The following is a 26,097-nucleotide window of genomic DNA, read 5'->3' as shown; positions in this document are numbered from 1 at the left end:
TATCAAGCAAAAGGAGAACTATGGCAAAACTCTGGAAACCACTGGCGGCACTGGCACTGGTGTGCGTTCTGCTGCTGGCGGGTGTGATTTTATGGGCCAGGCCGGATGCCTCAGCTACCAAGCGGCCGGAGGATCAGTTCCGGGCGGTCTGGGTGTCCACCGTGTACCGGCTGGACTATCCCAGTCAGGCCAGCACCGACCCGGCGGTGCTGAAGGCGGACGCCGACGAGATCCTGTCCACCTGCGCTGAGCTGGGAATGACTGCCGTCATCCTCCAGGTGCGGCCCTGTGCCGACGCCCTCTACCCCTCGGATTACTTCCCCTGGAGCGCCGATCTCACCGGCCGACAGGGAACGGCGCCGGCAGATGGCTTTGACCCCCTGGCCTACTGGGTGGAGCAGGCCCACGCATTGGGACTGGAGCTCCACGCCTGGATCAACCCCTTCCGGGTGACCAAGAACGGGCAGAGCGAGCTGGAGGGTCTGGTGGATAGCCATCCGGCTAAGCTACACCCTGACTGGGTGGTTGAGTACGACGGCAACTATTACTTCGACCCTGGCTTGCCGGAGGTACGGCAGTACATCATCGAGAGCGCCCAGGAGCTGGCCCGGAATTATGACATTGACGGGCTCCACCTGGACGACTACTTTTATCCCGGCACCTCCTTTGCCGACGAGGATACCTATGCCCAATACGGAAAAGGTTTTTCCAATATCGGGGACTGGCGGCGGGACAACGTCAACCAGCTGGTGAAGGCCCTGGGGGAGGCAGTCCACGCCATTGATCCCGACCTGTCCTACGGCATCAGCCCCTCGGGGGTGTGGGCCGACAAGAGCAGCCAGTCTCAGGGCTCCAACACCACCGGCGGCTATGAGAGCTACTACGCCTCCTATGCTGACAGCCGCAAATGGGTGAAAGAGGGGTGGATCGACTACATCTGTCCTCAGGTCTACTGGTATATTGGCCATAAAACCATGGATTACGAGACCATTGTCCGGTGGTGGGCCGACGTGGTGAAGGGTACAGGGGTTTCACTTTACATCGGCATGGCGGACTATCAGGCGGGCAACGCCGATCCCGACAGCCCCTGGCACGGGATCACTGCGATTCAACAGATGCTGGAGCTTAACGAGTCTATTCAGGAGGTGGCGGGAGAGGTCCACTTTCGGTATCAGTTTTTAGCTCAAAACCCCAAGCTGCGGGCACTTTATGAGAAATTTTATCAAGTGGAGCCTGATGTAGCCCTGGATACCGCCAGCCACACCGCTTATTTCCAGGGCAATGGACAACGGTTCCAGCCAGAGGCCGGACTGACCCGTGCGGAGGCGGCTGCGGTGCTTGCCCGGCTGTCGGTGGACCGTGAAGGGAATAGGCTTTACACAGGAGAGGAGAGGGACAGCGGTTTCCCTGACGTGTCTCCCTCCGCGTGGTATGCGCCCTATGTGGCCTTTGCCAGGCAGTGGGGACTGGTGAACGGCTATCCCGACGGCACCTTCCGTCCAGAGGAACCGGTGGCCCGGGCGGAGCTGGTAAAGATGGTGGCTGCTTGCTTTGGGATCACCCGGGAGGTCAACCCTTTCCCTGATGTAGCCTCCAATCACTGGGCGGTGGAGTCCATCTCCTTTGCTGCCGCCAAGGGGTGGGTTGACGGCGGGGAGGATGGGACCTTTCAGCCTGAGCGGAGCGTGACCCGTGCGGAGGCCGCCAAGATTCTCAACCGAGCCACCGGGCGGATCGCCCAGGCGCGGCAGGCGGAGTTTCCCTACATCGACGTGGATGAGGGACATTGGGCCTACCATGAGATCATGGAGGCTTCGGTGTCCCACAACCATCGGTTTACTGCCGCCGGTGAGGATTGGATCTGAGATTTTACAGGAGCTTTCCCAAAACCTGATGGAAAACCCAATGGCAAACCTCGTATGATACTCCTGTGAGCCCGCCGCCCCCAGGGCGGGCCGGGAAAGGGGTTTTTGTCATGATGCCTTGTCAGAAGACCTGTGCCGATTATCAGCCGGGATGCCACAAGTCCTGCGCCCGCTGGACCGCCTTCCAGATGGAGAAGAGCCGGGAACGCCAGGCCAAAAAAGATTACTTAAAATACTACAATGAGCTGTGCGGGGCGGTGGCCCGTCAGTTTCGGGCCATTGGCGCGGTGCCGCTGATCCGATGAGCAAAAAAGCCCGTTGCGGGAGCTCCCTTCCGCAACGGGCTTTTGAGTTTATTTGGCTTTGGTATCGGCTGACACTCAGCCGTCCACGATCTCGCCGGTGAGCACGGCGTTGCTCTCCACTGACAGCTGGCCGTCCACGAGTTCTACGGTGAGGGTATCCCCGGGGGCTACCTGGTCGGCGATGATCTTCCGGCTGATGAGGGTCTCCACCCCGTGCTGTACGAAGCGGCGCAGGGGCCGGGCGCCAAAGGCAGGGTCGTAGGCACTGTCGATGATATACCGCTTGGCGTCCTCGGTGAGTACTACCCTCAACTGCTTTTCGCTGAGCCGCTGGTTGAGTTCGTTCACCAGCAGGTCGATGATGTGGGTGATGTTGTCACGGGTCAAAGGCTTGTAGAACACGATCTCGTCCAGACGGTTCAGGAACTCCGGCCGGAAGGATCGGCGGAGCAGCTCCTCCACTTGGCTTCTGGCCTCCTGGGTAATGTCGCCGCTGGCGTCAATGCCGTCCAGCAGGAACTGGGAGCCCAGATTGGAGGTGAGGATGATGATGGTGTTTTTAAAGTCCACGGTGCGGCCCTGGCTGTCGGTGATCCGGCCGTCGTCCAGCACCTGGAGCAGGATGTTGAACACGTCGGGGTGGGCCTTCTCCACCTCGTCGAAGAGGACCACCGAGTAAGGGTGGCGGCGGACAGCCTCGGTGAGCTGACCGCCCTCCTCATAGCCCACATATCCCGGAGGGGCGCCGATGAGCCGAGATACGGAGAACTTTTCCATATACTCGCTCATGTCGATGCGCACCATGTTCTTCTCGCTGTCGAACAGGGCCTCGGCCAGGGTCTTGGCCAGCTCGGTCTTGCCTACGCCGGTGGGACCCAGGAAGAGGAAGGAGCCGATGGGCCGGTCGGGATCTGCGATGCCCGCCCGACTTCTCAGGATGGCCTCAGATACCAGGCGCACAGCCTCGTCTTGGCCTACTACCCGCTGATGGAGGATGTCCTCCAGGTGGAGCAGCTTCTCCCGTTCCCCTTCCATCAGCTTGGCTACCGGGATCCCGGTCCACCGTTCAATGATACGTGCGATCTCTTCCTCGGTAACCTTGTCCCGCAGCAAGCTCCTGGCCTTGCCCTCGTTGGCGATAGCCTCCTCAGCCTCCAGTTGGCGGCGCAGCTCGGGAATGCGGCCGTACTGGAGCTCGGCGGCCTTGTTGAGATCGTATTCCCGCTGGGCCTTTTCCAGGGCGGCGTTGGCCGCCTCCAGATCCTCCCGCAGCTTCTGAACCTTGCCGATGGCGTTCTTTTCATTCTCCCACTGGGCCTTTTTGGCGTTGAACTCATCCCGCATTTCGGCCAGTTCCTTCTGGATCTCAGCCAGATGTTCTTGGGAAATGGCGTCGTCCTCCTTCTTGAGGGCGGCCTCCTCGATCTCATGCTGGATGATCTTCCGCTGGATCACATCCAACTCGGTGGGCATGGAGTCGATCTCGGTGCGGATCATAGCGCAGGCCTCGTCTACCAGGTCAATGGCTTTGTCGGGGAGGAAGCGGTCGGTGATATAGCGGTTAGACAGGGTGGCGGCGGCAATGATGGCGCCGTCCTGGATCTTCACCCCATGGAATACCTCATACCGTTCCTTTAGGCCACGGAGGATGGCGATGGTGTCCTCCACCGTGGGTTCGTTTACCATGACGGGCTGGAACCGCCGCTCCAGGGCAGCGTCCTTTTCAATATACTGCCGGTACTCGTTAAGGGTGGTGGCGCCGATACAGTGGAGCTCGCCCCGGGCCAGCATAGGTTTCAACAGGTTACCCGCGTCCATGGCGCCTTCGCTCTTGCCTGCCCCAACAATGGTGTGCAGCTCGTCAATGAAGAGGATGATGCGACCCTCAGACTTCTTCACCTCGTTGAGGACGGCCTTTAACCGTTCCTCAAACTCACCCCGGTACTTGGCGCCCGCGATGAGGGAGCCCATATCCAGGGCGAAAATGGTCTTGTCCTTCAGGGAACCGGGCACGTCTCCCTTGACAATCCGCTGGGCCAGCCCCTCGGCAATAGCTGTCTTGCCTACGCCGGGCTCGCCGATGAGCACTGGATTGTTCTTGCTTTTGCGGCTCAGAATGCGGATCACGTTCCGGATCTCGTCGTCCCGACCGATGACCGGGTCCAGCTTGTTCTGTCGGGCCCGCTCCACCAGGTCGGAGCCGTACTTCTTCAAGGCGTTGTAGGTTTCCTCCGGGTTATCAGAGGTGACCCGCTGGTTGCCCCGGACAGCGGTGAGGGCCTGGAGCACCCCCTCCTTGGTGATGTTGTAGGTGCGGAAGAGCTCCTTCAGGGCACTGTTGGCGGTATCGATAAGGGCCAGCAACAGGTGCTCCACGGAGACGTACTCGTCCTTCATGGAAGCGGCGATGGACTCGGCAGTGTTCAGACACTTGTCCACGTCCTGAGCCACATAGATCTTGCCCTGCTCCCGGCCGGAGCCGGACACCCTGGGCAGCTTTTCTACCTCCGCCCTGGTGGCGGCGGTGAAGGAGGGAACGGTGAGCCCCATGTTTCCCAGTAATTGGGGAATGAGACCGGTCTCGTCGGTCAGCAGGGCCAGTAGCAGGTGGGGCTGCTCGATCTGCTGGTTGCCGTACTCGGTTGCCAGACTCTGTGCGGACTGCACTGCCTCCAGGGATTTCTGGGTGTATTTCTGCGCGTTCATATCGCGTCACATCCTTTCTTGTGGGCACGCGGTGCGTGCCTTCATAAAACGGTGGAAAAACGGCGGGGAGCCGGTCAGCCTTGGCTGACCGGCTCCCGTGTTTCCAGGTCAATCAATGGCGATCCGACGGGTCTCGGGAACCACGGGGACGGCCTTGGGCAGATTCAGCTCCAGAATGCCGTTCTGGTAGGCGGCGGTGATGCCGCTCTCATCAATACCGGTAATATCGAAGGAACGGGTGAAGGAACCGTACCGCCGCTCCCGGCGGATGTAGGTGCCCTTCTCATCCTTCTGCTCCTGCTGCTCCTTGTGCTCAGCGGAGATGGTCAGGATGCCGTCCTTCAGGTCCAGCTTGATGTCCTCCTTGTTGAAGCCGGGCAGCTCCGCTTCTAAAATAAACTTGTCGCCGGCATCCCGGATATCAGTACGGAAGGCAGGCAGGTTGGCGTTGCTGTTCTGGAAGAAGCTGCGGGTAAAGTTATCAAAGGTGTCGAACAGGTTGTCATTATTGTGCTCAAAAGGAAGCATACCAAACATAAAGATCTCTCCTTAATCAGTCGTTATTGTGGATACATGGGTTAGCAGTCTTGTGATTTAATTGCTAAAACATCTGAGGTTCCATGGCGACCATCCTCTTTCTGCCCCGTTGATCCAGGGCTTATCTCGTTTTCTGATAGAGATTATAGAGCCGATCTGTGAACAAATATACAATAAAATGTGTCTAAATTGTAAATACTAGCACTCTACATGAGAGAGTGCTAAAATTGCGCGAGGGGTTGCCCAGGATGGAAAAACGGGGTATAATGCCCTGGGTCATGATAGAGGAGGATGTGTATGCGACGGACCAACGACCTGGGCAAGGACCCGGTATTTCCCCTGGTATGCCGCCTGGCTATCCCTACCATGCTGGCTCAGATGGTCAGCGTATTATATAGTATCGTGGACCGCATGTATATCGGGAATATTCCTGAGATCGGGGACCTGGCCCTGGCGGGAGTAGGTGTGTGCGGACCTATCGTTACTCTGCTGGGTTCTTTTGCCACCCTGGTGGGCCTGGGAGGCTCCCCCATCCTGGCCATGCGTATGGGGGAGGGAAACGAAAAAGAAGCCCGTAGGGTGCTGTCCAACAGCTTTCTCATGCTGCTGGTACTCTCCGGAGTACTGACCACCTTGTTCCTGCTGCTGAAGGGGCAACTGCTTATGTGGTTCGGTGCCAGCCCGGCTACCTTTGATTATGCCAATACCTATCTTACGATTTACACCGCCGGAACCTTCTTTGCCCTGATGGCCACGGGCATGAACAGCTTCCTGATCGCCCAGGGCTTTTCCGGTCTGGGTATGGCCACGGTAATGCTGGGCGCCGTGCTGAATATTGTGCTGGACCCGGTGTTTATTTTTCTGCTGGACCTGGGGGTGGCCGGCGCGGCTATCGCCACGGTGATCTCCCAGATGGCCTCCTGCGCCTTTGTGTTATGCGCCCTGCTGCGGAAAAGCATGCCGGTACCCCTGCGCTGGGGTGGTTTCGAGCGGCGGATCATGCTGCGCATCGTCACCTTCGGCCTGTCGCCCTTTCTCATCATCGCCACAGACAGTATTCTGCTCATTGTCCTCAACACCGTACTCCAACGGTACGGAGGAGCGGAGCTGGGCGATACCCTGGTGACCTGCGCCACCATCGTGCAGAGCTACCTGCTGCTCATTACCATGCCAATGGGCGGCTTGACCCTGGGCACCCAGCCGGTCATCAGCTTCAACTACGGTGCGGGGAACGGGAAGCGCATCAAGACCGCGTTAAAATCCATCGTGGGGCTGTGCCTTGCCTTCTGCGCCATTATGATGGTGGTTACCCACACCCTATCTCCTCTGTTCGTCCGCTTGTTTACCCAGAATGCTGAGGTGCTGGAGCGGTCGGTGGGGTATATCAAGGTATTTACCGCCATGATCCTTCCTCTGGCGGTGCAGTACCCTCTGGTGGACGAGACTACCGCTCTGGGCCAGGTGCGGCTGGCGCTGTTTTGTTCCCTGTTCCGCAAATCGGTGTTTCTGGCCTGTCTGCTGCTGCTGCCCGCCCTGGTATCCGCGGAAGCCACCTTCCTTTCCGAGCCCATAGCCGATGTGGTCGCAGCCACGATGACTACCTGCCTGTTCCTGCGGGCCTTTCCTCGGATCATGGCCAAACGGGCCTGCCGCCCCTGAGGGCGGTGGGTCCGGTGGGGGATTTTGAGAAAATCCGAAAAAATGATTGACAAAGCGGTTGGTGTACTGTATAATCGTTTTTGCATTTGACCTGGACAGGGCGTGGAGAGATGTCCGAGTGGTTGAAGGAACCGGTCTTGAAAACCGGCGATGTGGAAGCATCCGTGGGTTCGAATCCCACTCTCTCCGCCACATTTTAACTCGATACTTTTTTGAATCGGCATGCAGAAGTACCCAAGTGGCCGAAGGGGCTCCCCTGCTAAGGGAGTAGGGCGGGAAACCGTCGCGAGGGTTCAAATCCCTCCTTCTGCGCCAAAAAGAAAACCCTGTAGTCTTAACGGCTACAGGGTTTTTCTGCTCTTGCAATGGTTTGCGGTGTGCGTTAATGTGATAAAGGTATGTTATTGATGGGCGTGCCTTATCGGATATACTGGCTCCGTAGCAAAGCGTAGCAAAAGATCCTGTAGTCTCTATGGCTGCGGGGTCTTTTTGTGTCTGAAGCTGTTTGCTTGGTATGGTATTTGTGTTATGTCGTAACAGAAAAAATTTATTGACAATAGTATGGAATCAGACTATACTGCAAAAGTACGATATCGTACCATTAAAAGGAGCGAAGAGCATATGGGTGGTGCCATTAAGAGATTGAACCATTTGTTGGGGGAGATTGAGGGCTATTATCATGACATTTCCCTTGCGTTAGGCCTGTCAGACAGCGTTTCAAAGATACTGTATACCCTTTGCATTTATGAAGATCGCTGTCCGCTGCGGTTGTTGTCCCGCAGGAACGGATTGAGCAAGCAGACGGTCCATTCCGCTGTTCGGATGTTGGAGGCCCAAGGTCTCATTCGGCTGGAGCACATGGATGGAAAGAACAAGGAGGTGTTGCTGACGGAGGCGGGAAAAGCCTATGCGCGACAAACGGCTGCCCGGATCGTGGACTTGGAAAACCACATCTTCTCGGTATGGAAGCCGGAAGAGGTGGAGCAATATTTGGATCTGACAGAGAAATTCCTGCAAGCCTTGCAAGAACAGACAAAGCAGTTGTAACAGAGCGGAATGTGCGAAAGTTTGCCGTTGGCGGGATGCCCCAGCGTGAAGGCTGGAACAGGAGAGGCGATCCGTGTGGCGGCTCTCGTGTGACCAATGCCGCAGGCGGTAAGGATAAGGCTATGATCCCGACAATGGCGGCCTGTATCAGAATTGGGTGTGGAGAAGATATATGATCCGGTTATCCGATCACTTTAACTATCGAAGACTGCTGCGGTTTACCCTGCCGTCTATTATCATGCTGGTGTTCACTTCTATTTATGGCGTAGTGGATGGATTTTTTGTCTCTAACTATGTGGGAAAGACGCCCTTCGCGGCGCTGAATTTTATAATGCCGTTTCTGATGATCCTGGGCTGCGTGGGGTTTATGTTTGGGACCGGCGGCGGCGCCCTGATTGCCAAAACCATGGGTGAGGGCCGGCGGGAACAGGCCAATCAAATATTTTCCATGCTGGTGGCCGTATCCATCCTGTTTGGTGTGCTCCTGGCCCTGCTTGGCATGGTGCTGATCCGTCCAGCTGCCCAGCTTCTGGGCGCGGAGGGCCAGTTGCTGGAGGACAGCGTTTCCTATGGCGTCATTATCCTCATTGCGCTTCCCGCCTATGTTTTGCAGTATGAATTCCAATGTCTGTTTGCCACAGCAGAAAAGCCAAAACTGGGGCTTGGGGTAACGGTGGCGGCGGGGCTTACCAACATGGCGCTGGACGCTCTGTTTGTGGCGGTTTTTTCCTGGGGACTTGAGGGCGCTGCCGCAGCCACCGCGCTGAGTCAGTGCGTTGGGGGCTTTCTTCCGCTCATCTATTTTGCGCGTCCCAATAGGAGTCTGCTACGCTTTACTAAAGCCAAGTTTGACGGAAGGGTTTTGAGGAAAGCCTGTACCAACGGTTCTTCAGAGCTGATGTCGAATATTTCCATGTCAGTTGCCAGTATGCTTTATAATTTCCAACTGCTGCGCTATGCAGGCGAGAACGGGGTCGCCGCGTATGGTGTGCTGATGTACCTGAATCTGGTATTTCAGGCGGTGTTCCTGGGGTATTCGGTGGGGACGGCGCCGGTGATCAGCTACCATTATGGGGCTGGGCATAACTACGAGCTCAAAGGATTGCTGCGGAAAAGCCTTGTTATGATTTCGGGTTTTGCGCTGACCATGTTTTTCGGAGCGGAGGCCCTTGCGAAACCTCTTTCAGGTCTGTTTGTGGGCTATGATCAGGAATTGCTGGCAATTACGCTGAGAGCTTTGCTGATCTACTCCTGTTCCTTTTTGTTTTCGGGCTTCTCTATCTTTGGGTCCTCCTTTTTTACCGCATTGAACGACGGCTTGGTGTCCGCGCTGATCTCCTTCCTGCGGACCCTGGTATTTCAGGTATTGGCGGTACTGATATTCCCTGTTATCTGGAAGCTGGACGGGATCTGGATTTCCATCGTGGCGGCGGAGATCATGTCAGTGGCGGTGACGGCGTTTTTCCTGTTTGGAAATCGGGGGAAATACCATTATTGATTCGCTTCTGAGCGGTAGACCGTGAGGCGTGGACAGATGATATGGGGAGGGCTGTGTTGGCGGGCAAGAAGTTTTGATCTGATTTTTAACTTTATTTAGGGTTGATTTCTTACTATACAGGCAGAAAGTGAAAACTGAACTGCGGCATAGAAAGGAGTTTACCATATGTATATCAACAATCGAAAGGATCTGGATACCGGACGGGAGCCTTGCCGGGAAAAATACGCACAGGCTGGGAGTTTTGGCCGGCGGGTGTGTACCCTGGTGCTGAGTGCCGTCCTGTTCGGGTCGGTATCCGCCGGAGCTTTTTACAGCGTAAATCTGCTGCTGCCCCGGGCGGAGTCCGAGAGCATTTCCCTGAGCACCGACAATGCCGACGTGGTGGTCACATCCCTGGCCAGTACATCCTATTCCTCTGTCAGATATGGCATGGACGTATCAGATATTGCCGCCGCCGCGCTGCCCAGCGTGGTTTCTATCACCAATATTTCCGTAAAGGAGGTGCAGAGCTTTTACCGGCGATTTGGGCCAAATGGCGGCCAGAGCCAGGTGTCTGAGACCACAAGCTGCGGCTCGGGCATTATTATCTCCAATGACGGGGAATACCTCTATATGGTGACCAACGAGCATGTGGTGGCTGACGCCACCACCCTTTCAGTGAGCTTTGTGGACAATACGGTATGTGAGGCCCAGCTGTGTGGCACCGACGCTGATGTGGACCTGGCGGTGCTCAAGGTGGCGTTGTCCGACCTGTCCGCCGAGACCCTGGCCCAGATCGCCGTGGCGACGGTGGGCAACTCTGACGCGCTGGAGGTAGGGGAGCAGGTGGTAGCCATCGGCAACGCGCTGGGATATGGCCAGTCGGTGACCACCGGCATTGTCAGCGCTCTGGACCGCAGCCTGACCAATGAGAGCGGCACTACCGGCACCTATATCCAGACCGATGCGGCCATCAATCCCGGCAACAGCGGCGGTGCCCTGCTCAATCTGGACGGAGAGCTCATTGGTATCAATACCGCGAAACTGTCTGACACCGACGTGGAGGGCATGGGCTACGCCATTCCTATTTCCGACGTGACCGATTTGATTGCGGAGCTTATGACCGAGACGACAGAGACCAGCCAGACGAGTTCCGGAGCCAACTGGCAGTCTGGCTGGAATAACCCGGGCTGGTATTGGGGCAGACCTTCCGTATAAAGGCGGAGTAAACGTGTGCCTGGCATATGTAGTGTGGATAAACCATTGAAGTCTGAGGACGTGATCCGAATCAATGTGATTGCAAGTCTGCGGCATGATTGGCACTCAAAATAGAAAATAGGACCAAATATGTTTAAAAGGCTGCATGGCGAATTGGACAGCAATTCGCCATGCAGCCTTTTTTGAACAAACAACAGACCTTTTACTGGCTTGGCCGCTTGGTAAGCAAATGATGTAAATGATCCTGTGGTGGAAAACGCTCCGTTAGAGCCCTGCTGCCAGTTGACCTTCAAAGATGCCCATGGATTCTGAAACGGTAGGTAAAACGGGATGTCTACAATGGCAGTGGCCACATTGTCCTTGGGTTCCAGAACAAGAACAGGAGAAAAGGGTTGTTTGTCAGTCGTGGGCAGTACCTCCAAAGGGGAGCAGGAATCCGTTCTGGTCAAACTCCAAATGACGAGGTGGTTCCAGCAGGTCAATATCGTCGCGATCTTGCAGATCCTGGTACAGAGCCGGGGAGACCTGGATCTCGAATAGTTCCAGAGTATTCCGAATGCGGGCGATCTTTACTTGCGATGGGTTGATTCCAGTACAAGTACGGATGGCCAGCAGGATAGCATCCCGGTCGTTATTCATGTACAGAGGAATACTGCCGCCCCGGACGCGGCTGGAGGTGATGATATTATCTGAAGCCGCCTAATATCAAAGTTCCTTACCTGGAAAATCCAGTTTACCAATCTGAAGGAAACTTTAGAGCTAAGACTGGATACGGACATGAAGAAACTTATTATTTCAGCAGCGTTAAGACGCTGTTAGAATATAGGGAACAGTTAGACATTCTCTGCTGGCAATATTCTGGCAGAAAGGGCCAAGCACAATTTAATGGTTTTAATCATGGTACCATTGCAAATTACAATCCATCGCTGAGGAAGTATTTTAGTGATAAATATAGCCAATACGAATACAAATTTACTGAAGCAATAAAAACATTTGACTATTACTACATTGCTCCCGATTTCTCACAGATCAATCCGATATACTTTTCGGATAATGACGAACTCCTCACCACAATTAAAAACACTCCTCCAGATGAAAAGTGGCTCATTTTTGTCGAATCCGAAAATGATGGGAAAACATTAAAGGAAGCATTGGTATCTGCTGGTTATAAAGATACTGTCTTCATAACCAGCAAGACAAAGACAGCCAACCTCGAATTGGCGGAAAGAAAAACCTTAGAGCAAATTGTAAAATATGAGTGCTTTTCACAAAAAGTTGTACTGGCTACGAAGGTTTTGGATAATGGCATTAACTTATGTGACAAGTCTCTAAAGCATATAGTTGTACAGTCCATTGAGCAAACTGAGTTCTTACAGATGCTGGGGCGGAAACGCTTTATAGATTCTTCCGATAATGTAAACCTATATATAAAAAATTTGCCAGAGGGGACGCTCCGAAAGGAATTCCAGCGACGGATTCAAAATGTTATGCTGTTTTGGCATCAATTGTATGCAATTAAAGCAAGAAAACGGATTTTGCCTTCCTTTAGGTTTTCAATTGACGGTTTTTTATCCCGTTATACAGAAGGAGGGCATTATATTCCTCAATATCGCCCTTTTATCATCCCGGATGATGTTGAATATTCTCGCATTGGAAACGCAGCCATAAAAGATGATCCAGGAATACTAATAGATCTTTATGTGCCGCCGCGATATACGCAAGATAAATTGATATACGATTATTATAAAATGCTTGCAATGTTTGAAACCGCTCAGGACGAGCGAGAAGAACGGATGTGTTATGAACAGTTTCAGGATGAAACTGAGTATCAGGAATTTAATAGTGCACTTCAACAGTCGCAATACATCTGGTTGAGAGAGCAGCTCTCCTGGATTGGATTCAATGTTGGAAACCCTTTCAATCAAAATGACAATACATTATACCCAGCCAACGGAGCGCACTGGATCAATATACAGAATGGCCTTTTTCCGGCTGCCAAAAAAGAGCTATTAGATTTTTTGCATTCTCATAGCGGAATTCTAACTGAAGATCAAGAGAAAGAGCTGAAACAGCTTTACCGTAAATTTATTTTCCTTGACTTTCCTCCACGGAAAAATACAAAGCTAAAAGGCAGTATTAAAAAAATTCAAGAACTATTTGATCTTTAGAATTTTCCGTACAAAATTGAAAGCAAGAAGATGACATATAATAGAAAGCAGCGGCAGTGGTTGATTTTAGAACATAAATGAGTCCCGTAAGTAAAGTCGGCTTTAGGCACATATTATCCTCTTGATGCAGGGAAGCCCCGGCGTACCGGAATGGTACGCCGGGGTCTTTTTCAGCCCGGCTGTAAAAAAAGAAAACGGGTTTAACAGACGATTAGAGCTTGAAAAAGCCAATTCAGCATCGAGAAAGGTGATTTAGTATGAAGCAGCAAGAAGAAATCAAAATGTTTTCCAATTATCCCGATGTTCTCGGGATCAAAGACCTGCGGCAGGCCTTGGGGGTTGGCCGGGCAGGGGCGTATAAGCTTCTGGAGTCCGGGAAGATCCAGAGCTTCAAGATCGGAAACACCTATAAAATCCCCAAAAGTGCTCTGATCGACTATGTCAATCAGCAGTGCCCCGCCGGGGACAAGGAAGGTGAGCAGGAATGACCGGCAGCCTCCAGATCAAAAACGGGAAGTATTTTGCTGTCCTCAATTTCAGGGATCAGAGTGGGAAACGGGTACAGAAATGGTTCTCCCTTGGCCTAGAAGTGAAGGGGAATAAGCGCAGAGCAGAAACCATGCTCAACGAGCTTCTGGTACAGTATCAGGGCATCGAGAACATCGAGCCCATGAATACGCTGTTGAGCCGGCATATCGCCTCCTGGATTGAGATGGACAGGCCAAACATTTCCGTCACGACGTATAATCAGTATGTCAACATTCTGAATCTGCACATCGCCCCCTATTTTGATCCCCGTAAAATCACCGTCAGCAGCGTGACCGCCGGAGATTTGGAGGACTACTACACCTTCAAGATCTCCAATGGCCTCAACCCAAACACGGTGATCAAACACCATGCCATCATCCGCTCCGCCCTACAATGGGCGGTGAAGCACAGGTACATCCGGGAGAACGTGGCCGACTTCGCCAACCGGCCCGAACGGGTCAAGTACCATGGGCCCCAGCCCTACAGCGTTGAGGAGGTGGCCCAGTTGCTCCAGGCCACCCAGCATGAGCCCATTGCGGTGCCTATCTTCCTGGCCTGCTTCTATGGCCTGCGCCGCTCCGAGCTCCTGGGCCTGCGCTGGTCGGCAATCGACTTTGAGACCGGAAGCATCTCTATTTCCACAACTGTGGTCAAAGAGAAAATCGACAACCAGATTAAAACGGTTGTCAGGGACGGGATCACGAAAACGGAGAGCAGCCAGCGCACCCTCCCGCTGTGCGCCTACACCTATCAGTATTTTGTGAACCTCTACCACGCCCAGCAGTATCAAAGGAACCTGTGCGGGGCTTCCTACAATCCATCCTATCTGGATTTCATCTGCGTGGACGGTATGGGGAATCTGCTGCAACCGGATTTTGTGTCACAGAAGTTCCAAAAGCTCTTGAAGCAATACAATCTGCGCCCCATCCGGTTTCATGATCTTCGCCATAGCTGTGCCATCATTATGCTGTACCTGGGCTATTCCCTGAAGGATATTCAGACCTGGCTCGGGCACAGCAACTACAACTTTACGGCGGATACCTATCTGCACACAGCGCCGACGGCACACCTCCAAATGGCGAACACCTACTCGGAAAAGTTGGAGGAACTGCTGCCGCCACAGGCCATTTCTTAGGACGGTGTGTTAGAAAAGTGTTAGAAACGCAAAAAACAAGCGGCCGAAAAAGTGAAAAAAAGTACCGCATTCCGTTGGAATGCGGTACTTTTATGGTTGCGGGGGAAGGATTTGAACCTTCGACCTCCGGGTTATGAGCTGCTGCCAGCGGCTCAATCCGTTGATTTCAGGCGCTTTTTGGCCTTTTTTGTTCTGAAAATCTGCCAAATACAGGAGATCATATGCTCTCCGCTCCGCCAGGATTTTTCCTGTTCTGGGTCAGGTTGTGGGTCAGGGCGGCGGCCCCCCAAAGCTGCGCCAGAAAAGCCTGGATCTGTGCCGCGCCCGAAGCAGCTCGCCCGAAGGCTGGAGGAGGAAGCAGAGCGCCTGGTTTGCCGCATTTATGGGCGTGACCCGCACCCGCTTTCGGATAAAAGCTGGTCAACACGCTCAAGCACGGAAGGGGCAGCTGCCGCGCAGACCAACGCGGCGCGGCAGCTTTATCCCCGCTGTGTTTATAAGCTGATCTCTCCCCGCGCAAGGGTGACGGCAGGTCCGCCCACCTTGACAAAGGGGGCTCCGCCTTTTAGCACCAGCTGTGTGGAGATCTGAGAGGGACGCTTCATTTTTTCACCCTGGATGATCGTATGAACCGTATTGGGTGCGCCAAGGCCATAGTCGTACAGGTAACAGGTCAGCGCGCCGTTGGAGGTGCCGGTGGCAGCCTCCTCGTCGATGTCATAGAGCGGAGCGAAATTTCTGGCATGAATCCGGCCGTCCGCCGCATTGACAGTAAACGCATGCACGCCTACGACGGAGTACCGCCGTGAGAGCTCTTTGAGGGCCGGGAAATCCGGCTGGATCTCCTCCAGAGCCTGCTCGTTTTTCACGGGCATCATAATGTCGATAAGACCGGTGGATACCTTCCTGGGCAGCAGGGAGAGCCCGGGCTTTCCCAGGACGACACCCTGTCCCGCGGCCGGCAGGCCCATGATCCGATACAATTCGTCCAGCTCCGCCGCGCCCTCTATGGACTCGAACAGCCGGGGCTCGGCCATGTCCATCAGGACGGTATCTTCCCCCACCGCGACCTCCAGCAGGCCGGAAAGGGTCTCGTTGAGGCAGGTGCTGCCTGCTTTCACAAGCCCCATGGAGCGCAGCGCGTGGAACGCGCCGATGGTGGCATGGCCGCAGAGCTCCACCTCCGCCGCCGGCGTGAAGTAGCGGGTCTGAAAGCGGTTGGCGTCCAGCTGTTTTACAAACGCAGTCTCGGAATAGCGCAGTTCCGCGGCAGTTTTCCGCATGATCTCATCCTCCGGGAAGTCTGCCCCGTCTGGCAGCAGGACGATCCCGGCCGGATTCCCGCCAAACAGCTGGTCGGTAAAGGCATCTACGATCTGAAATTGCATGTCAGCCCTCTCCCTTCAGAAATTCAAACCATGTGCCAAGGCCCCGCTCTCGGGCCAATTCATAGACCTTGACCGCGGTCATGTTGTCCTGAATGGCCATGCCCGTGGTGTCAAAAATCGTGATTTCCTCGTCGCTGGTGCGGCCCGGCTTCCCGCCGGCCACCAGTTCGCCGATCTCGGCATAGATATCGCCCTCGGTGATGACGCCGGCAAGCAGGGCATTTCGCGTCTCCCCGCGGCTGACGCACTGGGCGATGCTGTCGTTGACGATTTTCGCGCCCCAGAACACCTTCGGATCCCACTCGTTCTTCCCGGCCATGTCCGCTCCCACCGCGATAATGTGAGTGCCCTTGGAGATAAGCTTTGCCGGCACGAGATAGTGTTTGGCCGGCGTGGTGGATACCACGATGTCGGCGCCCTCCAGCGCCGCCTCCAGCGTGTCACAGATCTGGACGGGCACGCCGGCCGTCCGCTCCACCTCCTCCCGATAAGCGGGCAGTTCCGCCGGATAAGGGCTGAACACCTGGACTTTTTCGATGGGCCTGACCTCGCAAAGGCCATAGACCTGCATCCTTGCCTGGCCGCCGCCGCCGATGACACAAACGGTCTTGGCATCCTTCCTCGCCAGATACTCCGCCGAGACGGCGCCCGCTGCGCCGGTGCGGATGCCGGTGATCAGGCTTCCGTCCATGACGCACAGGAGGGCGCCTGTTTCCCCGTCAAAGAGCTGGATCATGCCGATCATGGTGGGCATGGTGTTGGTTTTCCCGTTGTTGTAAAACCCGGAGGCGATTTTTACAGAAATACGGCGGTTGAGCCCGTTGTAGCAGGATTTGATATCCGTTTCCCCGTTGCACTCCGGCACCTCCAGGGAGACGATGTCAGGCTGCTGGACCTTCCCCTGCGTAAAGGCGAGATATCCCTCCTTTACCGCATCGATGACTGACCGCATGGACAGTACCTGCTGAACATCTTCCATACTCAGCAATAGCGTTTTCATGGCACTCCTTTCCCGGCTCAAGCCATTCCCATACGCCGCCCCACTTCGTAGGCGTCCTGTGGGAAATCCGTTTTTCGGACATCCTCGGCGCTGTTGCATCCGTACGCGGCCACAATATCCGTATCCGCCAATGTCCAGCCAAAGAAACCGAGCATGGCGCGAAAATTGTAGAGGACCCCTTTTACCGCGTCTGAAGAATCATCCCCGAATGCCAACAGGAGGGCGGCCCGTTTGGGCGTTTTCAGTTCTTGTTCCTTGGCATAGAACCGATCGATCACCGTTTTCAGCTGGCCGCAGATATCGTTGTAGTAAATGGGCGAGGCAAGGACCACTGCGCCGGCCTCCAAAAGGCTTTGGTGCAGCGCATCCATATCGTCGCGCTGGACGCATACCCCGCCATTCTGCTGGCAGGCATGACACGCCTGGCAGGGCTGGATTCTGTGGAAGGCGGCGTCAAACCGGGTCACCTGGTGCCCGGACTCCAGCACGCCCCGGATCAGCGCATCCACCAGGACAGCGGAAGTGCCGGATCGGTGCGGGCTCCCGCTGATGACGACAATCTTCATATATATTCTCTGCACCCTTAGCGGGTAAAGCCGTTTTCGATAAGGAACTCCTCAAACTTCTCCAGGGCTTCGGGTACGCCCTTCCGGCCGTAACCCATTCGGAAATACTGACCGTCCATATCGTAGATGTCTGCCGGCAGCAGCAGCACGCCCTTTTTGTCCACCGCCATCTGGCAGAACTCCTTCACCGGCATGTCGATGAGCAGTTTGTGGAAGGCCACCGGGCCGCAGGAGATAGGCTTCTTCTCAAAGAGGTAGTCGTACTTCTCAAAGAATTTGTCCGCGATTTTAATGTTTTCCCGGATGAGGTCTGTGTTCCGCTTCAGCAGCGCGTCCCCGTGCTTCAGAGCTACCTTGGACAGATACTCCGACGGGGCGGAGCAGCAGATGCTCATGTAGTGTTTGAATTTGACGACCTTGTCCAGGAGCGCCGTATCCCTGGACACCAGCCAGCCTACCCGCAGGCCGGCCAGGCCATAGGCCTTCGACATGACGCCCAGGGATACGCACTTGTCGTAGTGGTCAGCCATCCAGTCCCTCTTTTCGCCGTCCATCTCCAGGCCCTTGTACACCTCGTCAGAGAAGAGGTAGATGTCGTGCCTGCGGCAGATCTCGCACAGCTTTTCGATCTCGGCGTTGGTGAAGGTGTAGCCCGTGGGGTTGTTGGGGGAGTTGACCGCCAGCAGCTTGGTGTTGGGGCGGATCAGGGACTCCAGCTCGTCAAAGTCCACCACCCACTTTTCCCCGTCGTCCCGGACGTACCACTTGGACAACTCACAGCCCGGCACGGAGTTGGCCACTTCGTAGGCCGACTGGTAGTTGGGGTACATGGCGATCATGTGATCTCCGGGGTCCAGCATCACGTTCATGTAGCCGAAGATGGCCTCCTGGGCGCCGTGGAATACCAGCACGTTCTCGGCCGACATGCTCTGATACAGGCCCGCGATGGCCCGGCGCAGGTCGGGATCGCCCCAAGTCTCCGTGTAGCCCAGCCACTGCTTCAGATAGCCCTCCTGGGCGCCCGGCTCCATAGCCAGCAGCTCCTCGGTGCGCATGGATTCGCAGTCCGACTGGGTCAGCAGATACGGCGCGGTGAACTCATACAGTCCAAAGTAACACTCCAGCTTGAAATCCTTGATCTTCATGTTGTATGCTCCTTTCCGTTTGTACAATGACAGGCACATCCATTTAGAAGGCCTCGCTTGAGATGCTCCCTTGATCGCCATGGATCCCTCAGGTCCGCACCAGCCAAACCGCCCGTGGCCTTTGGAGCGGCAGGAGGTTGCAAAATGAAGGATAAGTGGTATGATGAAAAAGAGCATCTGTACCTGTCCCCCATTATATCGGAGCCCCTTTGTTTGTAACCGGCCAAATCCAAAAAACTGAAACCAGCCAAAAGGAAGTGGATGCGTTGAAACGGATGGCACCTGTCCAGATCGACTGGATCCCTGATAAAACAAGCCCTGTCCCGGTATATCGGCAGATCGTACAATTCGTCTGCAACAAGGTAGCCAGCGGAGCGTGGTCCATTGGGACCCGCCTTCCCTCCCAGCGGGCTCTCGCAGAATACTTTGGGGTCAATCGGAGCACGGTGACCACTGCCATTGACGAACTGATTTCCTACGGGATCGTGGAGGGCTGCCACGGGGCGGGCACACAGGTCATCAGCAATACCTGGTCCCTGCTGCTTCCCCCCGCCCTGGACTGGGGGAAATTCATCTCTTCCGGTTTCTTTCGGGCAAACATCAACACAATCCAGGCGATCAACCGTCTGGAGTTTGTCCCGAATATGACTCGCCTGGGTACCGGGGAGCTGGATCCCCGCCTTTTTCCTGTTGAGATGTGGAAAACGGCCCTGCACAAAATAAGCGGCCAGGTGACCCATCTGGGGTACCTGGAGCCGCTGGGGCTGTTGGAACTGCGCCGGGCTATTTCGCGGCACGTGAAGAGCCTTGGCATAGATGCTCCGCCGTCCTGCATCCTGATTACCTCCGGCTCCCTGCAGGCCCTGCAGCTCATCTCTGCCTGCCTGCTCCAAAGCGGTTCGACCGTTTTTACGGAGGCCCCCTCCTACCTGAAATCCCTTCAGGTGTTTCAATCTGCCGGCATGAGGCTGGCCGGCATTCCCATGGACCGTGAGGGACTGCAGTACCAGAAGCTTGCGCCTGCGCTGAAAGCAGATCGGGCTTCGCATGCTTCCATTCTGTATACCATCCCAACAAATCAAAATCCGACAGGGATCACCATGTCGGGACGCAGACGCACAGAGCTTATGAGGTTCTGTGTGGAAAACAGGCTGCCTATTATGGAGGATGGTGCTTATCAGGAACTGTGCTATGAGGGAGATGCTCCGCCGCCCCTGAAGTCGCTTGATAAAACAGGGACTGTCATCTATTTGGGCAGCGCGTCCAAATCTCTGGCCCCAGGGCTGCGCATTGGCTGGGTCATCGCGCCGGAGCCCATCGTGCAGCGGCTGGGTGATGTGAAAATGCAGATGGATTATGGGGCCAGCTCAGTCTCTCAGTGGATCTTTGCGGAATTTTTGGACAGCGGCATGTATCAGGAATACCTGAACGTGCTCAGAGGAGAACTGCGCCGCCGGCGGGACCACGCCCTCTCCGTCCTGGAGCGGCACTACAAAGAGATAGCGGCCTGGAACATTCCAAAAGGGGGATTTTATATCTGGCTTACGTTCCGAAGGCCGGTTATCGCAGAGCGCCTGTTTGAAAATGCCGCAGCGGAGGGGATCCTCCTGAATCCGGGAGACATGTACGACTTTGAACGCAATAACTCTCTGCGTCTGTCCTATGCATATACAACAAGTGAAGAATTTGAAATGGCCGCTTTGAAACTGGCGCGGATCGTGGAAAGATCCTTTTTTGAAAAATAAGGGCTGGAAGAGCAAGGGAAAATCAATGTCGATTTGATGTAATGCCGGCATTTGCTGCGGGCGTGGTCCGCACCCACATTGCGCCATGAGCATTCGGCGTGCTCAAACGCGAGGCGGACAGGCGGGGGAAAACCGCCGTTGCGGCCAGTGTCGCCCCTGTGTGCCGGCTTCGGAGCGGAGCTGGGGAGTGGCCCCCGGAACTGGGATTTCGGCGGCGTTGGGCCGCGTGTGGGGCGGCAGCTATCCAGAGCAGTTATGACGTGGTAATCCTGACCATCTAGGCCATTCAATTTCAGAGGAAGAACGCCCCCAGGAGCCCCGTTTCGGGCCCTTTGGGGGCGTTCGATTTTAGTACTAGGATAAAGCCCGGTATCAGAAAATTGCCGCTGTCGCAGACTATTTCACAGAACGGTGTGTTAGAAATGTGTTAGAAACGCAAAAAACAAGCAGCCGAAAAAGTGAAGAAAAGTACCGCATTCCAACGGAATGCGGTACTTTTATGGTTGCGGGGGAAGGATTTGAACCTTCGACCTCCGGGTTATGAGTTCAAAATCAAGCGTTTTTTATTGTTTTATAAAATCCTGCAAAGTGTTGTGGCACAATGGTTTCGCCGGTTTTAGTGTTTTGTGTCGTTTTGTAAAATAGTTGAACTTTTCATAGTGGAGTTGAATTTTTGTTGAACTCAAAAAGATACCCCCGGCCCGGTGAAGGGTCGGGGGATTTGTGTCAGGGGTCGATATAATAGGTCTGGCTTCCTGCCAGGTCATGCACCACGATCAGCGCCCCGGCCAGCTCGATTTTCAGTGTGTCAGTATTGACGGAAGTTCGGGCAATGCAGCGGCTTTGCAGCTGCTCCAGGATGGGCGGTGTGGTGCTGAGTTTCCGGGTGGTGGTAAAACTGTACTGTTCGCCGGTGGTCTTGTCCTCCACGGTGGTTTCTGCGCCGTCCAGCGTGATTTTACAAGTGGCAGTCTCAAACAGTACCACGGCCTCCGGCGTGGCCTGTGCGCTTGCTGTGGGGCTGTTGGTGGGCTTCTCTGCGGTGCTGCATCCAGCAAGCATGACGGCGAACACAAGGCAGAAAAGGACAATCAACTTTTTCATACCGCCGCCCCCTCTCCGGTCACGCTTGCGGCCACGGTCTCCAGGTCTGCAAGGTTGGGGTTTGCCTCAATCTTTGCCTGCAAGAGTTTGTCGGCATCCTTTACGCTGTAAAATCCGCTGTCCAGCCCGGCCCGGATGGCTCCGGCGATGGTGTCATAGAACAGGGTAAACGCTTCTTTGCGCTCCGCTGCGGTGGGCGGGAAGGCCAGGACAAGGCCCCGCCGGTCTGCCGCCTCCCGTGCCGCTCGCAGGGCGGTGGAGTTATAGCGGTTTTCGTCCACAAACTGCTGCATTTCCTCCGGGGTCAGCGTGACGGGACTGTTACCGGCCAGAAAAGCGGCATTAGCGGGCAGCTTGGTAGCGTCCAGCGTGTCCCAGCGGTCAAGCATGGTGAAAGCCTCCGCTTTTACGACCTCCGCTGCCTCCAGGGTGGTTCCCCGGCAATATTCCAGGGCTTCAGCCTGGCGCTCCAGCTCGTATTTCCGGCAAGCGTCCGTTGTCCATCCGTCCGCAAAGTCCTTTTCAATCTTCGCCCGCTTGTTGGCATCCTCATCCAGGGCGGCGCGGTACTTCTCTTTCAGTTCAAAAAGTCGGTCAAAATAAATCACGGTTTTATCTCCTTATCATTTGAATTTCCCGGTGATCCGGGTTAGGTCTTGTATTAGTCGCTGTGTGTGTCTGTCTCGGTAGCGGAAGAACCGCTTCAAATGGCGATAGTATGTCCTGTACCACATTCCCGGCGGTTTCTCCGGCACATACTCCACAAAGGAAAAGCCGTCCGGCACATACTCTGGAAATTTCAAGCGCCGGTTTACAAAGGCCATTCCGGCCTCGTAGTGGGTCATGCTGCCCTCGGTTCGCTGCTGGCTGCGGTAGTTCAGGCGGGCGCACTTGCGGCAAAGGAAACGATCTTCTTTCAGGTACAGGTACCTCACCCTCTCCCCACACTGGGGGCAGAGAAAGAAAGTCTGCTGTCCGCCGTATCCATTGGGCTTGTGTGACAGCTTCACCGTTGCGCATTTCCGCCAGCCGGTCAGGTAAAGGTGGGCCGTGTTGCCCTCTGCGTCCACCTCTACCGGCTTGTCTCCACGGTCAGGGCATCCGCAATACATGATCTCCCACGGCTTGCCTAGTGGCAGCTCAAAGCTATCTAGCCGGGGTGTCCGCTCTATCTGCCCGTGGCTGCGGTTCCAGCCTCCGGCGTTACATCGGTAGTACATGGGTTTTTCCTCGTTTTATGCCTAAATAGATTGAAAACCGGGGATGTACCTCCACCGGGTGGAGGTGGGGTGGAGGTGCCTCCACCGGCTCTATCCTTACTCCCACAAGGGATTGCGGGTTTTGGTGGAGGTGGTGGAGCTATTTCCCCCAAAGTCCCTATAAGGGTTTCATTTTTCCTGATTTTTTTAAACAATAGGAAAGTAGCTCCACCTCCACCCAGTAGCTCCACCTTTTGGGGTGTTACTGCATCCCAACTCCCTGCCATACATTGCAGGTTTTTGTCCTTTTTTTGGCCAGTCCTCGGTTTTCCAGGGCGGTGTTAAAGTCAGGCAGTCGGCGCACATAGTCTCCCGCTCCCTCTGCCCATTCACGGTATCGGCGGTACAGATTAGAGGCCGGTATCCATGCCCCAGGCTCCAGGGTGCAGCACTCCGAAAGGAAGTTGCCCACCCAGTCCTCCTGCCCTCGGTATGCCTCGGTGACTTCCTCCACCACATCCGGGGTCTGGAGCTGGTAGCCGTTGCGTGCAAAGTTCACGGCTCCCTCGATGGCCCAGGCCAGAATAGATGGCCCGGCCTCTTGCACCAGAATGTCACCATAGTTTGACCGGCTCCCCTGTGTGGGGATGGTGGCCCGGAAGGGTACTACAATCAACCGCCGCCAGGTGCCGGGGTCAGTGCTGCCCACACGGGGCAGGTGGTTGGTGAACAGGCACAAGGTATGGGAAGGGGTAATAGTCTCCGGGGCCTTGTACTTTTCTTCAATAGTGATCCGGTCGGTGGAGCATACCTTTTTCACCGTGGCAACGGATAGCCGCCGCCCTTCCTCCAGCTCTCCAGCAATCACAAGGCGCTTGCCTCGCAGAGTTGCCAGGGCTGCGCCTCTGTTCTGCCGGTCGGTGGTAAAGGTGTCGATGTCTATACTTCCGGCATAGTCACCCAGGACAGCGGCCAGGGCATTAAAGAAGGTGCTTTTGCCGTTCCGGCCTGCTCCGTGGGCCAAAAGTAAACCTTCATGGTAGACTTTTCCGTGGAGGGCCATACCGGCCACAAGCTGGAGAAAACCCCGCAAGCTGCCGTCCCCCTGGGTAATGGTGTCCAGGAAGGTGTCCCACATCTGCGCCCCCTGTTCTCCGGGGAAGGTGGTGGTGATCTGGCTGCATCGTGCCGCCCGGTCATGGGGTCGCAACTCCCCGGTATTCAGGTCAATGATACCGGCGGGGGTGTTCAGGTCTGCCGGGTTTGCGTCCAGGGTGTCAGCCTTGACCACAAAGGCGGGCTTTGCCAGCTCCAGCATATTTTTTAGCCGTCCGGCGCTGCGGGTCTGCTTGGCGTGGGTGAGGTATGCCTTTGCACTTGCGGCCCGGCTGGTGGCCCGCTCCATATCCTCCGGCTTGCCGGTGCCCTCTGCCTCCGCCGCCTTTGCCTCTGCCATACCCACAAGAGCGGCCCGGTATTCCTGCTGAGCATCGGCCAGCATTTCCCCGGATAGCTTGGTTGCCAGAGTGAGGGCGCGGTGGTCGCTGCGTTCCCAGTGTGTCCCGCTCCACGCCAGCCAGCCCAGGGCATCAGAGAATAACAGGTCCTCCTGGTATCTTTGGGTAAATACCTCCGCATTGCCAGCGTCCGAAAAGTCCGGCGGTCTGACTTGCTCTGGCGGATTTTTTATGTGTTCTGTTGGTGGCCTGTGTGTGTCCTGTTGGTGTTCTATTGGTGCTGAATAAGTACGGGTACAGGTGTGGATAGCTTCTGCAATGGTTAAGGCTCCATAGGTGCTGCCGCTCTGCGAGCGATCCCATTTTTCACGCATCAGGCCGGACGATCTGAAAAGCCTGTCCATCTGTCCGGCGTTGCATCCTGTCCAAAAGGCCAGCATATTACAAAGGCCCATGTCTGCCTCCGAGTGGCTACCATAGGCGGAAGTGTCCCCATTCCACAAGGCGGCGAATGCGGCCCCGTTACGGGCGCTGTGCGCTTTTGAAATAATCTCAGCGTCTGACAGGTCAAGGGGTGCCTGGGGCGCTTTGGTGGCATCTGGAGCGGTTCGAGCGGGTCGAACCATATACTTGTTAAGGATGGTCTGCAATGCCTCCGCCCGCTCGCAGATAGGGAATGGCCCCGCCCAGGGTTCGGAGTTGCCGGTGACGGTCAGAAATTTAGAAGTAGCGCCGGAAACATAGATTTCCAGCCCCTGCTTTGCGTTCATGGTGTAGTAGTGGGCCTTGTCGTAGTTAAAGCCAGAGGCCCGGAAGAAGATCCGTACCCCCTGCCCGCTGGGGCTGGTTTCGGTGTAGCTCTCCATTGTGGAAACAATGTCCACAGCCAGCGGGGAAGGGATGCCGTCCTCCGCTATACAGTGGTCAATGTCAATGGCACAAAGGCCGTCAAACACGCCCACGCCCAGGCCGTCAAAACCGCCGCGCCATAGTGCGGCTGCGGCCTCCTGGAAGGTGCTGAATGTGCTGGGGTTATTGGACATAGCCCCGCCCCCGGTTCGGGGGTTGTACGGGCATTTGGTAGGCTTGTCTCGGCCCGCTCGCTGTTCATATCTCCACACGCACCAGCGTCCGATGCCTTTCAGCTCCTGGGGAAGTCCATCTGGGTAAAACTCAGTCAATCAATCGCCCCCTCAGTCGCACGGTGTTGGCAACGCGGGCGATCTCATGCGCCCGGTGGAGCATACTGCGGACGAAGTTGTCCACATCGGATTGACTGTTGGGCAAAAAATAGCCGTTCTGGTTGTCGGCCAGGATCTGAGCGCCCCGCAAGCGTTCCAGCTGAATCATTTTGCGGACTTGGCGGGCGGGGAGCTCGGTTAGGGTCACCAGGTGCTGGAGCGGGACGGCGTTCTCTGCGCCGTGGGATAAAAGCCGCTCGATTTTTCCCGGTTGTCTGCCGGTTTGCTGCGTGTTATTATAGCTGGTGGAAGTGGTGGCTCCGCTAAAAGTCCCCGTTTCCGTCTGCCGCTCCCAGTGTGCCAGCACTGGGGCGGCGTTTTTTCTTTTAGACATTAGCCGCTGCGCCTCCTTCCGGTGTTGCACTGTTCAGTTGCTCCACCAACTTGTCAAAGTTGATGAGGCATTTTTTCCCCGTATATACACAGGGGAGTTGCTTCTGCTTCTCCATCAAGCGCAAGGCATACTCTGATAATAGGCCGGTTCTTGCCACTTCACGGATGGACATAAAGCGGGGAATTGTTTTTTCCATGTTTTATCGTCCTTTCTTTTGGCTTGGGGTTGCGTTGCGTCCCCTTCTGTGGTATAGTATAACTGTAAATGTTAATA

23 protein-coding genes and 2 tRNA genes are annotated in these 26,097 nt (G+C 55.5%); 12 read left to right on the top strand and 13 right to left on the bottom strand.

Annotated features, from left to right (window positions below):
- Positions 1 to 20 precede the first annotated feature (20 nt).
- On the top strand, positions 21 to 1,865 hold the full coding sequence (locus tag H6B51_RS06430; RefSeq protein WP_204882898.1) for a family 10 glycosylhydrolase: 1,845 nt from the start codon (positions 21 to 23) through the stop codon (positions 1,863 to 1,865).
- Between the two features lie 110 nt (positions 1,866 to 1,975).
- Entirely contained in the window at positions 1,976 to 2,170 is a 195-nt protein-coding gene (locus H6B51_RS06425; protein WP_204882897.1) for a hypothetical protein, read from the top strand.
- 75 nt (positions 2,171 to 2,245) lie between these two features.
- On the opposite strand, the gene clpB is transcribed toward H6B51_RS06425, so the two are convergent.
- Together clpB and H6B51_RS06415 are read right to left on the bottom strand one after the other, a co-directional pair.
- The gene (clpB, locus tag H6B51_RS06420) at positions 2,246 to 4,876 is read right to left on the bottom strand and encodes an ATP-dependent chaperone ClpB (RefSeq protein ID WP_204882896.1); all 2,631 of its coding nucleotides are present in this window, start codon (positions 4,874 to 4,876) and stop codon (positions 2,246 to 2,248) included.
- A 108-nt stretch (positions 4,877 to 4,984) separates the two neighbouring features.
- The gene (locus tag H6B51_RS06415; RefSeq protein ID WP_204882895.1) at positions 4,985 to 5,413 is read right to left on the bottom strand and encodes an Hsp20/alpha crystallin family protein; all 429 of its coding nucleotides are present in this window, start codon (positions 5,411 to 5,413) and stop codon (positions 4,985 to 4,987) included.
- A gap of 297 nt (positions 5,414 to 5,710) precedes the next feature.
- Here H6B51_RS06415 and H6B51_RS06410 point away from each other — a divergent pair, with 297 nt between their 5' ends.
- The 6 genes from H6B51_RS06410 (at position 5,711) to H6B51_RS06385 (ending at position 10,814) form a co-directional block, all read left to right on the top strand.
- A complete protein-coding gene (locus H6B51_RS06410; protein ID WP_204882894.1) occupies positions 5,711 to 7,072 on the top strand; it encodes an MATE family efflux transporter in 1,362 nt (453 codons plus the stop codon).
- 104 nt (positions 7,073 to 7,176) lie between these two features.
- Positions 7,177 to 7,264, top strand: a tRNA-Ser gene (locus H6B51_RS06405).
- A 32-nt stretch (positions 7,265 to 7,296) separates the two neighbouring features.
- A tRNA-Ser gene (locus H6B51_RS06400) sits at positions 7,297 to 7,387 on the top strand.
- 306 nt (positions 7,388 to 7,693) lie between these two features.
- Entirely contained in the window at positions 7,694 to 8,119 is a 426-nt protein-coding gene (locus H6B51_RS06395; protein WP_204882893.1) for a MarR family winged helix-turn-helix transcriptional regulator, read from the top strand.
- 172 nt (positions 8,120 to 8,291) lie between these two features.
- A complete protein-coding gene (locus H6B51_RS06390) occupies positions 8,292 to 9,617 on the top strand; it encodes an MATE family efflux transporter (protein ID WP_204882892.1) in 1,326 nt (441 codons plus the stop codon).
- Positions 9,618 to 9,782: 165 nt separating this feature from the next.
- A complete protein-coding gene (locus H6B51_RS06385; RefSeq protein WP_204882891.1) occupies positions 9,783 to 10,814 on the top strand; it encodes a S1C family serine protease in 1,032 nt (343 codons plus the stop codon).
- Between the two features lie 399 nt (positions 10,815 to 11,213).
- On the opposite strand, the gene H6B51_RS06380 is transcribed toward H6B51_RS06385, so the two are convergent.
- Positions 11,214 to 11,453 (bottom strand): hypothetical protein, encoded by a 240-nt coding sequence (locus H6B51_RS06380; protein WP_204882890.1) that lies wholly within the window; start codon positions 11,451 to 11,453, stop codon positions 11,214 to 11,216.
- Between the two features lie 512 nt (positions 11,454 to 11,965).
- On the opposite strand from H6B51_RS06380, the gene H6B51_RS06375 reads away from it, so the two are divergent.
- The 3 genes from H6B51_RS06375 to H6B51_RS06365 all read left to right on the top strand — a co-directional run bounded on the left by H6B51_RS06375 (position 11,966) and on the right by H6B51_RS06365 (position 14,645).
- Positions 11,966 to 12,982, top strand: a complete 1,017-nt coding sequence (locus tag H6B51_RS06375; protein ID WP_204882889.1) for a hypothetical protein — start codon at positions 11,966 to 11,968, stop codon at positions 12,980 to 12,982.
- Between the two features lie 257 nt (positions 12,983 to 13,239).
- Positions 13,240 to 13,470 carry a helix-turn-helix domain-containing protein gene (locus tag H6B51_RS06370; RefSeq protein WP_204882888.1) on the top strand — a complete coding sequence of 77 codons (231 nt, stop codon included), beginning with the start codon at positions 13,240 to 13,242 and terminating at the stop codon, positions 13,468 to 13,470.
- Positions 13,471 to 13,601: 131 nt separating this feature from the next.
- Positions 13,602 to 14,645: a tyrosine-type recombinase/integrase gene (locus tag H6B51_RS06365; protein ID WP_204882887.1), complete on the top strand. Its 1,044-nt coding sequence runs from the start codon at positions 13,602 to 13,604 to the stop codon at positions 14,643 to 14,645.
- A 494-nt stretch (positions 14,646 to 15,139) separates the two neighbouring features.
- Here the strand turns inward: H6B51_RS06365 and H6B51_RS06360 are convergent, their stop codons facing one another.
- The 4 genes from H6B51_RS06360 to H6B51_RS06345 are packed head-to-tail and all read right to left on the bottom strand — an operon-like array spanning position 15,140 to position 18,744.
- Positions 15,140 to 16,033 (bottom strand): PhzF family phenazine biosynthesis protein, encoded by an 894-nt coding sequence (locus H6B51_RS06360; protein ID WP_204882886.1) that lies wholly within the window; start codon positions 16,031 to 16,033, stop codon positions 15,140 to 15,142.
- A 1-nt stretch (position 16,034) separates the two neighbouring features.
- Positions 16,035 to 17,033 carry an ornithine cyclodeaminase family protein gene (locus H6B51_RS06355; RefSeq protein WP_204882885.1) on the bottom strand — a complete coding sequence of 333 codons (999 nt, stop codon included), beginning with the start codon at positions 17,031 to 17,033 and terminating at the stop codon, positions 16,035 to 16,037.
- 17 nt (positions 17,034 to 17,050) lie between these two features.
- Complete coding sequence (locus H6B51_RS06350) at positions 17,051 to 17,599, bottom strand: flavodoxin family protein (RefSeq protein WP_204882884.1); 549 nt, start codon at positions 17,597 to 17,599, stop codon at positions 17,051 to 17,053.
- Positions 17,600 to 17,616: 17 nt separating this feature from the next.
- Positions 17,617 to 18,744, bottom strand: a complete 1,128-nt coding sequence (locus H6B51_RS06345; RefSeq protein ID WP_204882883.1) for an aminotransferase class I/II-fold pyridoxal phosphate-dependent enzyme — start codon at positions 18,742 to 18,744, stop codon at positions 17,617 to 17,619.
- A gap of 275 nt (positions 18,745 to 19,019) precedes the next feature.
- Here H6B51_RS06345 and H6B51_RS06340 point away from each other — a divergent pair, with 275 nt between their 5' ends.
- Positions 19,020 to 20,489, top strand: a complete 1,470-nt coding sequence (locus tag H6B51_RS06340) for an aminotransferase-like domain-containing protein (protein ID WP_204882909.1) — start codon at positions 19,020 to 19,022, stop codon at positions 20,487 to 20,489.
- A 726-nt stretch (positions 20,490 to 21,215) separates the two neighbouring features.
- On the opposite strand, the gene H6B51_RS06335 is transcribed toward H6B51_RS06340, so the two are convergent.
- The 6 genes from H6B51_RS06335 to H6B51_RS06310 all read right to left on the bottom strand — a co-directional run bounded on the left by H6B51_RS06335 (position 21,216) and on the right by H6B51_RS06310 (position 26,020).
- Positions 21,216 to 21,593, bottom strand: a complete 378-nt coding sequence (locus H6B51_RS06335) for a hypothetical protein (RefSeq protein WP_204882882.1) — start codon at positions 21,591 to 21,593, stop codon at positions 21,216 to 21,218.
- A complete protein-coding gene (locus H6B51_RS06330) occupies positions 21,590 to 22,201 on the bottom strand; it encodes a hypothetical protein (RefSeq protein WP_204882881.1) in 612 nt (203 codons plus the stop codon). The genes H6B51_RS06335 and H6B51_RS06330 overlap by 4 nt, the downstream gene beginning before the upstream one ends.
- A gap of 15 nt (positions 22,202 to 22,216) precedes the next feature.
- Entirely contained in the window at positions 22,217 to 22,813 is a 597-nt protein-coding gene (locus H6B51_RS06325) for a hypothetical protein (protein ID WP_204882880.1), read from the bottom strand.
- Between the two features lie 241 nt (positions 22,814 to 23,054).
- Positions 23,055 to 25,292 (bottom strand): phage/plasmid primase, P4 family, encoded by a 2,238-nt coding sequence (locus tag H6B51_RS06320; RefSeq protein ID WP_204882879.1) that lies wholly within the window; start codon positions 25,290 to 25,292, stop codon positions 23,055 to 23,057.
- Between the two features lie 130 nt (positions 25,293 to 25,422).
- Positions 25,423 to 25,824 (bottom strand): hypothetical protein, encoded by a 402-nt coding sequence (locus tag H6B51_RS06315; protein WP_204882878.1) that lies wholly within the window; start codon positions 25,822 to 25,824, stop codon positions 25,423 to 25,425.
- Positions 25,817 to 26,020, bottom strand: coding sequence for a hypothetical protein (locus H6B51_RS06310; RefSeq protein WP_204882877.1), 204 nt, complete (start codon positions 26,018 to 26,020; stop codon positions 25,817 to 25,819). The genes H6B51_RS06315 and H6B51_RS06310 overlap by 8 nt, the downstream gene beginning before the upstream one ends.
- Between the last annotated feature and the right edge of the window lie 77 nt (positions 26,021 to 26,097).

It is taken from the genome of Pseudoflavonifractor phocaeensis, assembly GCF_016901955.1.
GTDB classification, from domain to species: domain Bacteria; phylum Bacillota; class Clostridia; order Oscillospirales; family Oscillospiraceae; genus Flavonifractor; species Flavonifractor phocaeensis_A.
The sequence above is the reverse complement of the archived record's forward strand: the minus strand, read 5'-3'. Positions and strand labels throughout refer to the sequence as shown.

Bases quoted from the DNA above. Each gene is read 5' to 3' on its own strand.
- H6B51_RS06415 (WP_204882895.1), bottom strand. From the start codon at position 5,413: ATGTTTGGTATGCTTCCTTTTGAGCACAATAATGACAACCTGTTCGAC.
- H6B51_RS06380 (WP_204882890.1), bottom strand. From the start codon at position 11,453: ATGAATAACGACCGGGATGCTATCCTGCTGGCCATCCGTACTTGTACT.
- H6B51_RS06335 (WP_204882882.1), bottom strand. From the start codon at position 21,593: ATGAAAAAGTTGATTGTCCTTTTCTGCCTTGTGTTCGCCGTCATGCTT.
- H6B51_RS06345 (WP_204882883.1), bottom strand. From the start codon at position 18,744: ATGAAGATCAAGGATTTCAAGCTGGAGTGTTACTTTGGACTGTATGAG.
- H6B51_RS06325 (WP_204882880.1), bottom strand. From the start codon at position 22,813: ATGTACTACCGATGTAACGCCGGAGGCTGGAACCGCAGCCACGGGCAG.
- H6B51_RS06370 (WP_204882888.1), top strand. From the start codon at position 13,240: ATGAAGCAGCAAGAAGAAATCAAAATGTTTTCCAATTATCCCGATGTT.
- H6B51_RS06320 (WP_204882879.1), bottom strand. From the start codon at position 25,292: ATGTCCAATAACCCCAGCACATTCAGCACCTTCCAGGAGGCCGCAGCC.
- H6B51_RS06395 (WP_204882893.1), top strand. From the start codon at position 7,694: ATGGGTGGTGCCATTAAGAGATTGAACCATTTGTTGGGGGAGATTGAG.
- H6B51_RS06350 (WP_204882884.1), bottom strand. From the start codon at position 17,599: ATGAAGATTGTCGTCATCAGCGGGAGCCCGCACCGATCCGGCACTTCC.
- H6B51_RS06365 (WP_204882887.1), top strand. From the start codon at position 13,602: ATGCTCAACGAGCTTCTGGTACAGTATCAGGGCATCGAGAACATCGAG.
- H6B51_RS06425 (WP_204882897.1), top strand. From the start codon at position 1,976: ATGATGCCTTGTCAGAAGACCTGTGCCGATTATCAGCCGGGATGCCAC.
- clpB (WP_204882896.1), bottom strand. From the start codon at position 4,876: ATGAACGCGCAGAAATACACCCAGAAATCCCTGGAGGCAGTGCAGTCC.
- H6B51_RS06410 (WP_204882894.1), top strand. From the start codon at position 5,711: ATGCGACGGACCAACGACCTGGGCAAGGACCCGGTATTTCCCCTGGTA.
- H6B51_RS06390 (WP_204882892.1), top strand. From the start codon at position 8,292: ATGATCCGGTTATCCGATCACTTTAACTATCGAAGACTGCTGCGGTTT.
- H6B51_RS06360 (WP_204882886.1), bottom strand. From the start codon at position 16,033: ATGCAATTTCAGATCGTAGATGCCTTTACCGACCAGCTGTTTGGCGGG.
- H6B51_RS06385 (WP_204882891.1), top strand. From the start codon at position 9,783: ATGTATATCAACAATCGAAAGGATCTGGATACCGGACGGGAGCCTTGC.
- H6B51_RS06355 (WP_204882885.1), bottom strand. From the start codon at position 17,033: ATGAAAACGCTATTGCTGAGTATGGAAGATGTTCAGCAGGTACTGTCC.
- H6B51_RS06430 (WP_204882898.1), top strand. From the start codon at position 21: ATGGCAAAACTCTGGAAACCACTGGCGGCACTGGCACTGGTGTGCGTT.
- H6B51_RS06340 (WP_204882909.1), top strand. From the start codon at position 19,020: ATGGCACCTGTCCAGATCGACTGGATCCCTGATAAAACAAGCCCTGTC.
- H6B51_RS06310 (WP_204882877.1), bottom strand. From the start codon at position 26,020: ATGGAAAAAACAATTCCCCGCTTTATGTCCATCCGTGAAGTGGCAAGA.
- H6B51_RS06315 (WP_204882878.1), bottom strand. From the start codon at position 25,824: ATGTCTAAAAGAAAAAACGCCGCCCCAGTGCTGGCACACTGGGAGCGG.